This window comes from Devosia sp. J2-20 (assembly GCF_055808475.1).
The window spans coordinates 3,562,045-3,575,115 of record NZ_CM147870.1 but is presented as its reverse complement, the minus strand read 5'-3'; the positions used below and the strand labels follow the sequence as shown (position 1 = coordinate 3,575,115).

Here is a 13,071-nt window from a genome sequence, read left to right as displayed (position 1 = left end):
CGCGTCAAGTGCCAATCGTGACCGGGCCGAATTTATGGGGAGCGATACAGCCGTGTCCAATTCTAACGCCGTGGCGCCAAATGATCTGAGCGCCTTCTGGATGCCGTTCACATCCAACCGACAGTTCAAGCAGTCCCCGCGCATGTTGGTCGGGGCCAAGGACATGCACTACACCACCTCCGATGGCCGTCAGGTACTTGATGGTACGGCCGGTCTTTGGTGCGTCAATGCTGGCCATGCCCGCCCCAAGATTGTCGAGGCCATCGCCAAGCAGGCCGCCGAGCTTGATTACGCCCCCGCCTTCCAGATGGGTCACCCCAAGGCATTCGAGCTGGCCAATCGTATTGTCGATATCGCCCCCGAAGGGCTCGACCACGTGCTGTTCACCAATTCGGGCTCCGAGTCGGTGGAAACCGCGCTCAAGGTTGCCCTGGCCTATCACCGGGTCAAAGGCGAGGGCGCCCGTTCCCGTCTGATCGGTCGCGAACGCGCTTATCACGGCGTCAATTTCGGCGGTATTTCGGTCGGTGGCATTGTCACCAACCGCAAGATGTTCGGCAGCCTGCTGGGTGGCGTCGATCACATGCCCCACACCCACAACCTGGCCAAGAACGCCTATTCCAAGGGCGTGCCCGAATATGGCACCGAGTTGGCCGATGAGCTCGAGCGCATCGTCACATTACATGATGCCTCCACCATTGCGGCTGTCATCGTTGAGCCTGTGGCCGGCTCCACCGGCGTGCTCATTCCGCCCATGGGCTATCTCAAGCGCCTGCGCGAAATCACCAAGAAGCACGGCATCCTGCTGATCTTTGATGAGGTCATCACCGGCTTTGGTCGCCTGGGCACCCCGTTTGGCGCCGACTATTATGGCGTCACGCCCGACATCATGGTCACTGCCAAGGGCCTGACCAACGGCATCATCCCCATGGGCGCGGTGCTGGTCTCCGCCGAAATCCATGACACGTTCATGCAGGGCCCCGAGCACATGATCGAGTTCTTCCACGGCTACACCTATTCGGGCAATCCGATGGCTTCGGCCGCCGGTCTGGCCACGCTAGAAACCTACAAGGAAGAGGGGCTTCTCACCCGTGGCGCCGAGATGGCGCCGATCTTCCAGGATGCGCTGCACTCGCTCAAGGGCGAGCCGCATGTCATCGACATTCGCAATATCGGTCTGGTCGGCGCCGTTGAGCTTGACCCCATTGCCGGTGCGCCCACCAAGCGCGCCTTCTCGGCCTTCCTCAAATGCTATGAGGACGGCGTCCTGGTCCGCACCACGGGTGACATCATTGCGATGAGCCCGCCGCTGATCATTTCCGAAAGCCAGATCGGTGAACTGATCGACGGCGTACGGACAGCCCTGCGGAGCATCGACTGATGAACATTATTGAAAACGCCGTCGCCGGCAAACGCTACGTCTCGACCGGTCGCCGTGTGCCGGTCTTCAACCCCGCCACCGGCGAAGTTTCCGCCGAGCTGCCGCTCTCGACCATGAGCGAACTCAACGACGCCGTGGCCAATGCCAAGGCCGCGCAGGTCGCCTGGGGCAATACTCCGCCCATGAAGCGCGCCCGCGTCATGTTCAAGTTCAAGGCGCTGCTTGATCAATATGCCGACGACATGGCCCGCGAAATCTCGCGCGAGCATGGCAAGGTGCATGATGATGCGCTGGGCGAAGTGGCCCGCGGCATTGATTGCGTCGATTTTGCCTGCGGTATCCCGCAACTGCTCAAGGGCGAGTTTTCCCGCAATGTGGGGCCCTCGATCGACAGTTATTCCGATCGCCAGCCGCTGGGTGTTGTTGCCGGTGTGACGCCCTTCAACTTCCCGGCCATGGTGCCGATGTGGATGTATCCGGCCGCCATCGCCTGCGGCAATGCCTTCATCCTCAAACCTTCCGAACGCGATCCTTCAGCCTCCATGCTGGCCTGGAACCTGTTCATGGAAGCGGGGCTGCCCGAAGGCATTCTCAATGTCGTCCATGGCGACAAGGAAATGGTCGACGGCATTCTCGACCACCCCGATATCAAGGCTGTCAGCTTTGTCGGCTCCACCCCGATTGCCGAATATGTCTATCAGCGCGGCGTCAAGGCCGGTAAGCGCGTCCAGGCTCTGGGCGGCGCCAAGAACCACATGGTGATCCTGCCCGATGCCGACCTCGATCAGGTCGCCGATGCCCTGATGGGCGCCGGTTATGGCTCGGCCGGCGAACGCTGCATGGCCATTTCGGTGGCTGTGCCGGTGGGCAAGGAAACCGCTGATGCGCTGGTCGCCAAGCTCAAGCCACGCGTGGAAAGCCTCAAAATCGGCCCGGCCACCGACAAGGACGCCGAAATGGGTCCGGTGGTCACCAAGATGCATCGCGACAAGATCGTCGGCTATATCGATTCCGGCGTCGAACAGGGCGCCGAGCTCGTCGTTGACGGTCGCGGCTTCAGCCTGCAGGGCTATGAAAACGGCTACTATGTCGGCGGCACGCTGTTCGACAATGTCACCGCCGACATGACCATCTACAAGGAAGAGATCTTTGGTCCCGTCCTCTCGGTGGTCCGCGCCAATGACTATGCCGAAGCCGTCAAGCTCATCAATGAGCACGAATACGGCAATGGCACCGCCATCTTCACCCGCGACGGCGACGCCGCCCGCGAGTTCGCCGACAAGATCGAAGTGGGCATGGTGGGCATCAACGTCCCCATTCCCGTGCCCGTGGCCTACCATTCCTTTGGCGGCTGGAAGCGCAGCCTGTTTGGCGATCATTCCATCTACGGACCCGAGGGCGTGCACTTCTATACCCGCCTCAAGACCGTCACCACCCGCTGGCCCGCCGGCATCAAGGGCGGTGCCGAATTCAGCTTCCCCAGCGTCAAATAGGAGTGCGCCATGTCGGCCCCAGGAGAAAACCTTCGCATCAATGGCGACCGCCTCTGGGACAGCCTGATGGAAATGGCCAAGATTGGCCCCGGCATCGCCGGGGGCAATAACCGCCAGACCCTGACGGACGAAGACAGCGAAGGCCGTCACCTGTTCAAGCGCTGGTGCGACGAGGCCGGCCTGACCATGGGCGTGGACCAGATGGGGTCCATGTTCATGACCCGTCCGGGTACCGATCCCGATGCGCTGCCGGTCTATGTCGGCAGCCATCTCGATACCCAGCCTACCGGCGGCAAATATGATGGCGTGCTCGGTGTTCTGGCCGCGCTCGAAATCGTTCGCTCGATGAATGATCTGGGCATCAAGACCAAACATCCCATCGTGGTCACCAACTGGGCCAATGAGGAGGGCGCCCGCTTCGCCCCTGCCATGATGGCCTCGGGGGTGTTCGCCGGCGTGCACAGCCAGGAATACGCCTATGGCCGTACCGATCAGGAAGGCCTGAGCTATGGCGATGAGCTGGTCCGTATCGGCTGGCGTGGCGACGAGGAAGTCGGCGCCCGCAAGATGCACGCCTATCTCGAATACCACATTGAGCAGGGCCCCATTCTCGAAGCCGAGAACAAGAAAATTGGCGTAGTTACCCACGGCCAGGGCCTGTGGTGGCTCGAATTCACCCTGACCGGCAAAGAAGCCCATACGGGCTCCACGCCTATGGCCATGCGCGTCAATGCCGGTCTGGCCATGGCCCGTATCCTCGAAATGGTCCAGGCCGTTGCCATGGATCATCAGCCAGGCGCTGTGGGTGGCGTGGGTCAGATGAAGTTCTCGCCCAATTCGCGCAATGTGCTGCCCGGCACGGTGGTTTTCACCGTCGATATCCGCAGCCCAGATCTCGACAAGCTCACCAATATGCGTGAGCAGATCGAAACCCAGGCCGCACAGATCGCCGATGCCCTGGGCGTTGGCTGTTCGGTCGAGGCGGTGGGCCATTTCGACCCCGTCGAATTCGACCCCACCCTGGTCAGCCGCGTCCGCTCGGCCGCCGAAAAGCTCGGCTACAGCCATATGGACATCATCTCGGGGGCTGGCCACGACGCCTGCTGGGCCAACAAGGTTGCTCCCTCCACCATGGTGATGTGCCCCTGCGTTGGCGGGCTCAGCCACAACGAGGCCGAAGACATCTCCCAGGAATGGGCCACCGCCGGCGCCGACGTGCTGTTCCACGCCGTGGTCGAAACGGCGGAGATCGTTGAGTGATGGTGACGGGCGAGGAAAGAGCTGATCTTACCTCGCCCCTTCGGGGAGAGGTCGCCGCGCAGCGGCGGGAGAGGGCGCAAAACCCTCCAGGCCTGCTATATCCCGAGCACGATCACTGCGCAGAAACCAGACTGAAGCCGAGCATCGCCTCTGGCAAATGCTGCGCAATCGGCAAATCGACAACCACAAATTCGTGCGTCAGCATCCTATCGGACCCTATGTCGCCGACTTTGCCTGTCGGCAGGCCATGCTGCTCATTGAACTCGATGGCGGCCAGCATGCTGACAGCAATCAGGACGCAGCACGTACCCATTATTCGAACGACCATGGCTATGGCGTTCTACGCTTCTGGAACAACGAACTGTTGGGCAACCGGGACGGTTGCTGGCACGCGATTGTTTCGGTCCTGAACGGCAACCCCTCACCCGACCTCCGCTGCGCTCCGGCCACCCTCTCCCCAGAGGGGCGAGGGCAGGTGGAGTGCGCCCCCAATATTCAAGGGACACAACCATGAGCAAAGTCATCAAGAACGGCACCGTCGTGACCGCGGACCTGACCTACAAGGCAGACGTCAAGATCGAGGGCGATGTCATTGTCGAGATCGGGCCCAGTCTGAGCGGCGATGAAACACTCGATGCCACCGGCTGCTACATCATGCCCGGCGGCATTGACCCCCACACCCATCTCGAAATGCCCTTCATGGGCACCTATTCGGCCGATGATTTTGAATCCGGCACCCGCGCGGGTCTGGCAGGCGGCACCACCATGGTGGTTGATTTCTGCCTGCCCAGCCCCGGCCAGAGCCTGCTCGAAGCGCTGCAGATGTGGGACAACAAGTCCGGCAAGGCGTCTGCGGACTATTCCTTCCACATGGCCATCACCTGGTGGGACGAGCAGGTCTGGCGCGAAATGGACGACGTCGTCAAACGCGGCATCACCAGCTTCAAGCACTTCCTGGCCTATAAGGGTGCGCTGATGGTCAATGATGACGAGCTGTTCGCCTCGTTTGGCCGCTGCGCCGAGCTGGGCGCGCTGCCACTGGTGCATGCCGAAAACGGCGATGTCGTTGCGGCGATGACGGCAAAGCTGCTTGCCGAGGGCAATAACGGCCCCGAAGCGCACGCCTATTCGCGCCCGCCCGAAGTTGAGGGCGAAGCCACCAACCGCGCCATCATGATTGCCGATATGGCGGGCGTGCCGCTTTATGTGGTGCATGTCTCGAGCGAACAGGCACATGAAGCCATCCGCCGCGCCCGCCAGAAGGGCATGCGCGTTTATGGCGAGCCGCTGGTGCAGCATCTCACGCTTGACGATAGCGAATACGCCAATCCCGATTGGGATCACGCGGCGCGCCGGGTGATGTCACCACCTTTCCGCAACAAAATGCATCAGGATTCGCTGTGGGCCGGCCTGCAGTCGGGCTCGCTCTCTGTGGTCGCCACCGATCACTGTGCCTTTACCACCGAACAGAAGCGCAACGGCATTGGCGATTTTTCCAAGATCCCCAACGGCACCGGTGGCCTCGAAGATCGCCTGGCCGTGTTGTGGAGCCGCGGCGTCAATACCGGCCGGCTGACCATGAACGAATTCGTCGCCGTTACCTCGACCAACATCGCCAAGATCCTCAACCTCTACCCCAAAAAGGGTGCGGTACTGGTCGGCGCTGATGCCGATCTGATCGTCTGGGATCCCGCCCGCAAGAAGACCGTCTCGGCCGCGACCCAGCAGTCGGCGATCGACTACAATGTGTTCGAAGGCTTCGAATTGACTGGCCTGCCGCGGTTCGTGCTGACCCGTGGCAAGGTCGCGGTAATCGAAAACGAGATGCATCACGAGCCCGGTCACGGCAAATTTGTCGGTCGCGAGGCCAAGAACCCTGTGAACCGCGCGCTCAGCCAGTGGAAAGAGCTCGTCGCACCGCGCAAGGTAGAGCGGTCGGGTATTCCGGCTTCGGGGGTTTGATGGCGTCGGCTGCAGGACAGATCACCATAGCAGCCGCCATCATTCTGGGGGCTGACCAGCGCATGCTGGTCGTGCGCAAGCACGGCAGTGCCCTGTTCCAGCAGCCGGGCGGCAAGATCGACGCCGGCGAAACGCCAGAAATGGCGCTCCGGCGCGAGATTGCCGAAGAAATAGCCATAACGCTTGCCCCTTCGGCAGTGGCGGCGCTGGGGACCTACTCAGCGCCCGCGGCCAACGAGCCGGGCATGCAGGTTCTGGCCCATATCTTTTCAGCCAGGACAACCGAGACGCCCAGGGCGGCCGCCGAAATCGCCGAATTGGCCTGGCTTGACCTCGATCATCCCCAACGCATGCCTCTCGCGCCGCTCTTGCAGCGCCACATCGTCCCGCTGGCGCGCCAAATCGCCGGATTGAGCGAGCTTGCCTCATGATCTGTTCGGGTAACATGCATCTGGCACGAGACATGCGAGACTTGGCACAAGACATGCAAGGGCAATACCAGACAGCCCTGACGACGCAGCACGACGTGCAGACCTGCACCGATAGACAAGTCACCCCGCGGCAACAGCGGCCCGATACGGCAACGCTATCGGTCAAGAACAAACGAGCGCAGATATGAACAAGCCCATCGTCGTTTCGGCCAAAAATCTCGGCCTGACCTTTCCGACCGGTGACGGAGACGTCATCGCGCTCAGCGACGTCAATCTCGATATTGCCAAGGGCGAGTTCGTCTCCTTTATCGGCCCATCGGGCTGCGGCAAGACCACGTTCTTGCGTACCATTGCCGATCTCGAACAGCCCACATCGGGGACGCTGACCATTAATGGTCTGACCCCTGCAGAGGCGCGGCAGAACCGCGCCTATGGCTATGTGTTTCAGGCGCCAGCGCTCTATCCCTGGCGCACCATCGCCAAGAACATTGCCCTGCCTCTCGAAATCATGGGCCACTCGGCAGCCCAGCAGTCGGAGCGCATCGCCCGCACCATGGAACTGGTGAACCTGGCCGGCTTTGAACAGAAATACCCCTGGCAGCTCTCCGGTGGCATGCAGCAGCGCGCCTCGATAGCCCGCGCCCTGGCCTTTGACGCCGATCTGCTGCTGATGGACGAGCCCTTTGGCGCGCTGGACGAAATCGTCCGCGACCACCTCAATTCCGAGCTGCTCAAATTGTGGGCGCGCACGCAGAAAACCATCTGCTTTGTCACCCACTCCATTCCCGAGGCCGTGTATCTGTCGACCAAGATCGTGGTCATGTCCCCGCGCCCCGGTCGGGTGATCGACGTGATCGACAGCCCGCTGCCGCACGAGCGTCCGCTCGACATTCGCGAAACGCCAGAATTTCTCGCCATTGCCCATCGGGTGCGCGAAGGCCTGCGCGCCGGCCACTCCTATGAGGAATAGCGCGTGACCCGGCTCATGAACGGTAAAACCCTGCCCATCCTGATCGTGCTGGCGGCCATATTGGTCATCTGGTACGCCGCCGCCATTCCCATGAATGCCCCCTGGCAGGAGCGGCTTAATGAGCGCGCGGGGCTGGAAACGTCGTTCATCGAATTTGTCGGCCAGACCTGGAGCCAGGCCAAGCCACTGCTGCCGGTGCCCAATCAGGTGTTTGGTGAAATCTGGAACGCCACCATCGGCACCGATATCACCTCAAAGCGTTCGCTGGCCTATCACGCCTCCATCACGCTGTCTTCGACCCTGCTCGGCTTTGCGCTGGGCACGTTGCTGGGCGTCGGACTGGCGGTGGTCATCGTGCACAATGACGCCTCGGAACGCTCGCTCATGCCCTGGATCATTGCCAGCCAGACCGTGCCAATTCTGGCAGTTGCCCCCATGGTGGTGGTCGGGCTGGGCGCCATCGGGGTCACCGGTCTGGTACCCAAGGCGCTGATCTCGATGTATCTCAGTTTTTCCCGGTCGTGGTGGGCATGGTCAAGGGCCTGCGCACCCCAGAGGGTATCCAGCTCGACCTGATGCGCACCTACAATGCGACTGCCTGGCAGGTTTTCCAAGCTGCGCTGGCCCGCTTCGGTGCCCTTTCTGTTTGCCTCCATGAAGGTGGGTATCGCCATCTCCCTGATCGGTGCGGTGGTTGGCGAACTCTCCAACAATGCCGGTGGCGGGCTGGGTGTGCGTCTGCTCACCGGCTCTTATAACGGCCAGACCATCCAGATGTGGGCGGCGCTGTTTATTGCCGCAGCACTGGCCGCTGTTCTGGTCATTGCCGTGGGCAGTGCCGAACGGGTCGCCAACCGCGCCATGGGGGCCCAGACATGAGCCGGCTACAAACTCTTCTCGCCATGATTTCGGGTCTGGTCAGCGTCGCAACATTGCTGCTCGCTGTCCTCGACGGCGCCGCACCCGTGCTGTTCCTGGCCTTTGCCGCCGCAGGTGCGCTGACCCTGATCCGCTTCCGCCTGCCCCTCCCCTTCTGGGTTGATGCGTTGCTGGCCTTGCTGGGGGCGATTGCCCTGCTGGCGACCTTGCCGCTCTATGAGACCGCGCCCGCCTTCTTCTGGCTTGGTCTGCTCGGTTTTTGGGGCTTTGCCTGGCTGTCTGCCGAACGCCTGTCGCAGGCCATTCGCCTCGGCGAAATGCCCGAAACCGGCTTTGGCCTGCTGATCCCCATCGTGTTTGGTCTGGCGCTGCTGTTTGTCTGGGAAGTCGTCACCCGTGGCGCCAATGTGCCCCAGGTGCTGCTGCCCGCGCCCAGCCAGATCTGGGCCCGCCTGATCGACTCGGTGCCCACCCTGATCGCCGACTTCCAGCAGACCTTCATGAAGTCGGTCCTGGCCGGCTATGCCATGGGCTGTGGTGCCGGTTTTGTGGTGGCCATTCTGGTCGACCGGTCGCCCTTCCTCAAACGCGGCCTGCTGCCGATCGGCAATTTCGTCTCGGCCCTGCCCATTATCGGCATCGCCCCGATCATGGTGATGTGGTTCGGCTTTGACTGGCCATCCAAGGCAGCGGTGGTTGTCGCGATGACGTTCTTCCCCATGCTGGTCAATACGGTCGCCGGACTGAGCCAGGCCTCCGAGATCGAGCGCGACCTGATGCGCACCTATGCGGCCAGCTACTGGCAGACACTCTTCAAGTTACGGCTGCCCGCAGCGGCGCCATTCATATTCAACGCGCTCAAGATCAATTCCACACTGGCCTTGATCGGCGCGATTGTCGCGGAGTTCTTCGGGACGCCCATCGTGGGAATGGGTTTCCGAATTTCAACCGAAGTCGGTAGGCTCAATATCGACTTGGTCTGGGCAGAAATCGCCGTGGCGGCGGTGGCTGGTTCTGCCTTTTACGGGGTGATCGCTCTCATCGAGAGAGCTGTCACTTTCTGGCATCCGTCTGTCCGTGGTGGACGGGCGTAACAGTGTAAGGGAACGCACTATGAAGAAACTTCTATTGGGACTGACCGCCAGCGCACTTTGCTGACAGCAGCATCCGCGCAGGCCGCCGATCAGCTCACCTTGCAGCTGAAATGGGTCACTCAGGCACAGTTCGCTGGCTATATCGTAGCCAAGGAAAAGGGCTTTTACAGCGATGCTGATCTGGACATCACCATCGCACCCGGCGGCCCCAACGTGGCCCCCGAACAGGTGATCGCCGGCGGCGGCGCTGACATCATCGTCGACTGGATGGGCGGCGCCTTGGCTGCCCGTGAAAAGGGTGTGGCTCTGGTCAATATTGCCCAGCCGTTCAAGCGTTCGGGCCTGATGATGATCTGCCCCACCGAAACCGGCATCACCTCCGAAGCCGATTTCCCCGGTCACACGCTCGGTGTGTGGTTCTTCGGCAATGAATATCCATTCTTTGCCTGGATGAACAAGCTGGGTCTGGACACGGCCGAAGGCGGCGACGTCACCGTGCTGCAGCAGAGCTTCGACATCCAGCCCATGATCCAGGGCCAGGCCGACTGCATCTCGGTCATGACCTACAACGAATATGGTCAGGCGCTCGATGCCGGCTATGGCCCCGACAATCTGACCATTTTCAACTACACCGATATGGGCAATGACCTGCTCGAAGACGGTCTCTATGTCATGGAAGACACGCTCGAAGATCCAGCCAAGGTCGACGCCTATACCCGCTTCGTCAAAGCTTCGATGATGGGCTGGGAATACGCGCTGGAGAACCCTGAAGAAGCCGCCCAGATCGTTGTTGACAGCGATGACACCGGCGGTGCCGAACTGGCGCACCAGCTCTACATGGTTGGCGAAGTGTCCAAGCTGGTCGACGCTACCGATCCAGCACTGGACATGGCCACCTATGAGCGCACGGTCAAGGCGCTGCTCGATCAGTCGATCATCACGGCCGAGCCAGAAGGCGCCTTTACCACTGTCGTCACCGACGGCCTGTAACCGACTGTAATAAAAGAAAAATCATGCAGGGCGGGGAGCAATCCCCGCCCTTTTCGCATGCCATGTTCTGAACATATCTTGGGCACGCTTGGAACGAATTCGGCTCACGTTCTGTTGATGGGACACCTGCGTCAACAAACAAGGCAATCACAATGAACTCGATCATTTATCTCGTCGGTCTCGTCGTCGTCGTCATGGCAATCCTGTCGTTCATCGGTCTCGCCTGAGCCTTTTTCAGGCCAGTGCAACCACCACTTTTTCAGGAGCTGCCACAATGAGCATTGATGCGCCCGCGGGCGTCGCCGTTATCGAGATCCACCACTTCCGAGCGCGACCAGTCCAGCTATGTCGATTGGCCCGCTATCATTGCCGGCATCGTGCTGGCTTCGGCCATCAGCCTGGTGCTGATCAGCTTCGGCTCGGCTGTTGGTCTGAACTTCCTCGACTTTGGTTATGGCACCGGTGCCAACCCGCTGTTTGTCGGCATTGTTGCTGCCAGCTGGTTCCTCTGGGTTCAGATCTCCAGCTTCATGGCTGGCGGATATCTGACCGGCCGTCTGCGCCGTCGTCACTTTGATGCCAATGAAGACGAAAGCGATGTGCGCGATGGCGCCCATGGTCTTCTGGTCTGGGCCGGTGCGGCTGTTCTGGGCACAATTATCGCCGTTGGCGGTATTGGCGCTGCAGCCTCCACCGTCGGCAATGTTGCGGCAACAGCAACCACTGCTGCTTCCAATGTCGCCGAAGGCACCGCTGACGCGGTCGACCCCAATGCCTACTTCATCGACACCATGTTCCGCTCCAGCCAGCCGGTTGAAGCTGATCAAGCCCGTGCCGAAGCCGGCCGCATCTTCACGCAGGCCGCTCTGAATGATGGCACGGTTGCCGATGCTGACCGCACCTATCTGGCCAATGTCGTGGCAGCCAACACCCGCATTGCCCCGGAAGAGGCTCAGGCGCGTGTCGATCAGGCCATCGCCAATGTTGAAGCGGCTCGCCAGGATGCCGTGGAAGCCGCCCGCATTGCCCGCAACACCACCATCATCGGTGCATTCCTGCTGGCTGCATCGCTGCTGATCTCGGCCATTGGTGCCTTCTGGGCTGCCCAGAAGGGTGGCAACCACCGCGACAATAACAGCGTCTTCGCTGACGTGTTCCGCCGCTTCTAAGGAAAGGAAATCAGATGTTTCGAGGTCTTGGACTCTGGCTGCTCGGCGTGCCGATCTGGCTGATCATCATCATCGTCTTCTTCATCTAGAAGACCCAATAAAAAGGCGGGGCCAAAACCCCGCCTTTTGCCTGTCAGTTGAACACCCGTTTGGGGCGGAACTGGCCAAATTCGACCCAGCCGGTCGCCAGCACCTCGCCCTTGAAACTGGCCCAGCATTCATCCAGCGTAATCGGCGCACCGGCGCCGGTCAGCAGCACATTATTGCCGTGCCGCACCGAATTTGCCTGCAACGCGTCCAGGCGCACTTCGGGCAGATCGCCAAAGCCTGACCAGACCGGCTTGAGCAGGCCATCACGGGCCTCCCCTTCGAGCGCTTCAAGCTGCTCAATGGTGACGGCGTCCGCATCGGTGAACGGTCCCACAGCGGCGCGATGCAGCATGCTGACATGGCCGCGCGTGCCCAGTACTTCGGCTATATCGCGCGCCAGCGAGCGCACATAAGTGCCCTTGCCGCAGCTCACCTCAAGAATGGCCTGCGTGCTGTCATGCTCGATCAGCCGTATCGCATCGACATCGATTTCGCGCGGTGGCAGATCGACCTGTTCACCGGCGCGGGCCAGATCATAGGCGCGTTCGCCATCGATCTTGAGCGCCGAAAAGATCGGCGGGCGCTGCATGATCGTCCCGGTAAATTGCGGCAGCACGGCTTCGAGCGCATCCCGGTCGGGACGCACTTCGGAAGTGGCGATCACGCTGCCTTCAGTGTCATCGGTGGTGGTGGCGCTGCCCCAGGCAATGGCAAAGCGATAGACCTTGGTGCCATCCTGCACCTGCGGCACGGCCTTGGTCGCTTCGCCCAGTGCAATGGGCAGAATGCCCGTTGCCAGCGGATCAAGCGTGCCGGCATGACCCGCCTTGGCTGCACTGAACAGCCAGCGCACCTTGCCCACCGCCTGGGTGGAGGTCATGTCATAGGGCTTGTTGAGAACCACCCAGCCGGAGATCGCGCGTTTGACGCGTTTGGGGGCGCTCAATCGGTCTCGCCATCATCTTCGTCGAGGTCGCGCTGCACCTTCTCCGAGCGCAGCAGCGCATCGATGCGGCTGGCTTCCTCGAAGGTGTCATCGACATGAAACCGCACTTCAGGCGCGAACTTCATGTTGATCTGTGGCGCCACGCGGCCGCGCACAAACTTGCGATGACGGTTCAGCGCCGCCACGATTTCTTCGGCGTGCTGGCCGCCCAGCGGCATGATATAGGCGTTGGCCAGCTTGAGATCGGGGCTCATGCGGACCTCGGGCACGGTGATCACCGCGCCGCGCAGGGCGTCATCCTCGACGTCGCCACGGGCAAACATGGCAGCCAGGGCGTGGCGGACCAGTTCGCCCACGCGCAGCGAACGCTGGGTCGGGCCATTAGCTTTGTTGTCTTTGCTCATTG

General features: G+C 61.4%; 11 protein-coding genes and 2 pseudogenes. 11 read left to right on the top strand and 2 right to left on the bottom strand.

The features are described from left to right. Nucleotides 1-100 precede the first annotated feature (100 nt). The 11 genes and pseudogenes from aptA (at nt 101) to AC0L37_RS17715 (ending at nt 11,629) form a co-directional block, all read left to right on the top strand. Nucleotides 101-1,381: an omega-aminotransferase AptA gene (gene aptA / locus AC0L37_RS17765; RefSeq protein WP_269371899.1), complete on the top strand. Its 1,281-nt coding sequence runs from the start codon at nt 101-103 to the stop codon at nt 1,379-1,381. Next, on the top strand, nt 1,381-2,874 hold the full coding sequence (locus AC0L37_RS17760; protein ID WP_269371779.1) for a CoA-acylating methylmalonate-semialdehyde dehydrogenase: 1,494 nt from the start codon (nt 1,381-1,383) through the stop codon (nt 2,872-2,874). Before aptA ends, AC0L37_RS17760 begins: the two co-directional genes overlap by 1 nt. A 9-nt stretch (nt 2,875-2,883) precedes the next feature. Further along, on the top strand, nt 2,884-4,134 hold the full coding sequence (locus AC0L37_RS17755; protein ID WP_269371777.1) for a Zn-dependent hydrolase: 1,251 nt from the start codon (nt 2,884-2,886) through the stop codon (nt 4,132-4,134). A gap of 157 nt (nt 4,135-4,291) precedes the next feature. After that, the gene (locus AC0L37_RS17750; RefSeq protein WP_348984723.1) at nt 4,292-4,648 is read left to right on the top strand and encodes an endonuclease domain-containing protein; all 357 of its coding nucleotides are present in this window, start codon (nt 4,292-4,294) and stop codon (nt 4,646-4,648) included. After that, nucleotides 4,645-6,096: a dihydropyrimidinase gene (gene hydA / locus AC0L37_RS17745; RefSeq protein ID WP_282222462.1), complete on the top strand. Its 1,452-nt coding sequence runs from the start codon at nt 4,645-4,647 to the stop codon at nt 6,094-6,096. Before AC0L37_RS17750 ends, hydA begins: the two co-directional genes overlap by 4 nt. Next, the gene (locus AC0L37_RS17740) at nt 6,096-6,527 is read left to right on the top strand and encodes an NUDIX hydrolase (RefSeq protein WP_282222463.1); all 432 of its coding nucleotides are present in this window, start codon (nt 6,096-6,098) and stop codon (nt 6,525-6,527) included. The genes hydA and AC0L37_RS17740 overlap by 1 nt, the downstream gene beginning before the upstream one ends. A 184-nt stretch (nt 6,528-6,711) precedes the next feature. Then, the gene (locus AC0L37_RS17735; protein WP_212660209.1) at nt 6,712-7,497 is read left to right on the top strand and encodes an ABC transporter ATP-binding protein; all 786 of its coding nucleotides are present in this window, start codon (nt 6,712-6,714) and stop codon (nt 7,495-7,497) included. Nucleotides 7,498-7,512: 15 nt separating this feature from the next. Further along, nucleotides 7,513-8,376, top strand: a pseudogene (locus AC0L37_RS17730) (ABC transporter permease). A gap of 23 nt (nt 8,377-8,399) precedes the next feature. Next, a complete protein-coding gene (locus AC0L37_RS17725) occupies nt 8,400-9,470 on the top strand; it encodes an ABC transporter permease (protein WP_473315452.1) in 1,071 nt (356 codons plus the stop codon). Nucleotides 9,471-9,489: 19 nt separating this feature from the next. Continuing rightward, nucleotides 9,490-10,460: pseudogene (locus AC0L37_RS17720) on the top strand (ABC transporter substrate-binding protein). 284 nt (nt 10,461-10,744) lie between these two features. Next, complete coding sequence (locus AC0L37_RS17715) at nt 10,745-11,629, top strand: hypothetical protein (protein ID WP_473313595.1); 885 nt, start codon at nt 10,745-10,747, stop codon at nt 11,627-11,629. Nucleotides 11,630-11,762: 133 nt separating this feature from the next. Here AC0L37_RS17715 and truB read toward each other — a convergent pair whose 3' ends face one another. Both truB and rbfA read right to left on the bottom strand, forming a co-directional pair. Beyond that, on the bottom strand, nt 11,763-12,665 hold the full coding sequence (gene truB / locus AC0L37_RS17710) for a tRNA pseudouridine(55) synthase TruB (protein ID WP_269371765.1): 903 nt from the start codon (nt 12,663-12,665) through the stop codon (nt 11,763-11,765). Next, entirely contained in the window at nt 12,662-13,069 is a 408-nt protein-coding gene (rbfA, locus tag AC0L37_RS17705; RefSeq protein ID WP_212660213.1) for a 30S ribosome-binding factor RbfA, read from the bottom strand. Before rbfA ends, truB begins: the two co-directional genes overlap by 4 nt. Nucleotides 13,070-13,071 lie beyond the last annotated feature (2 nt).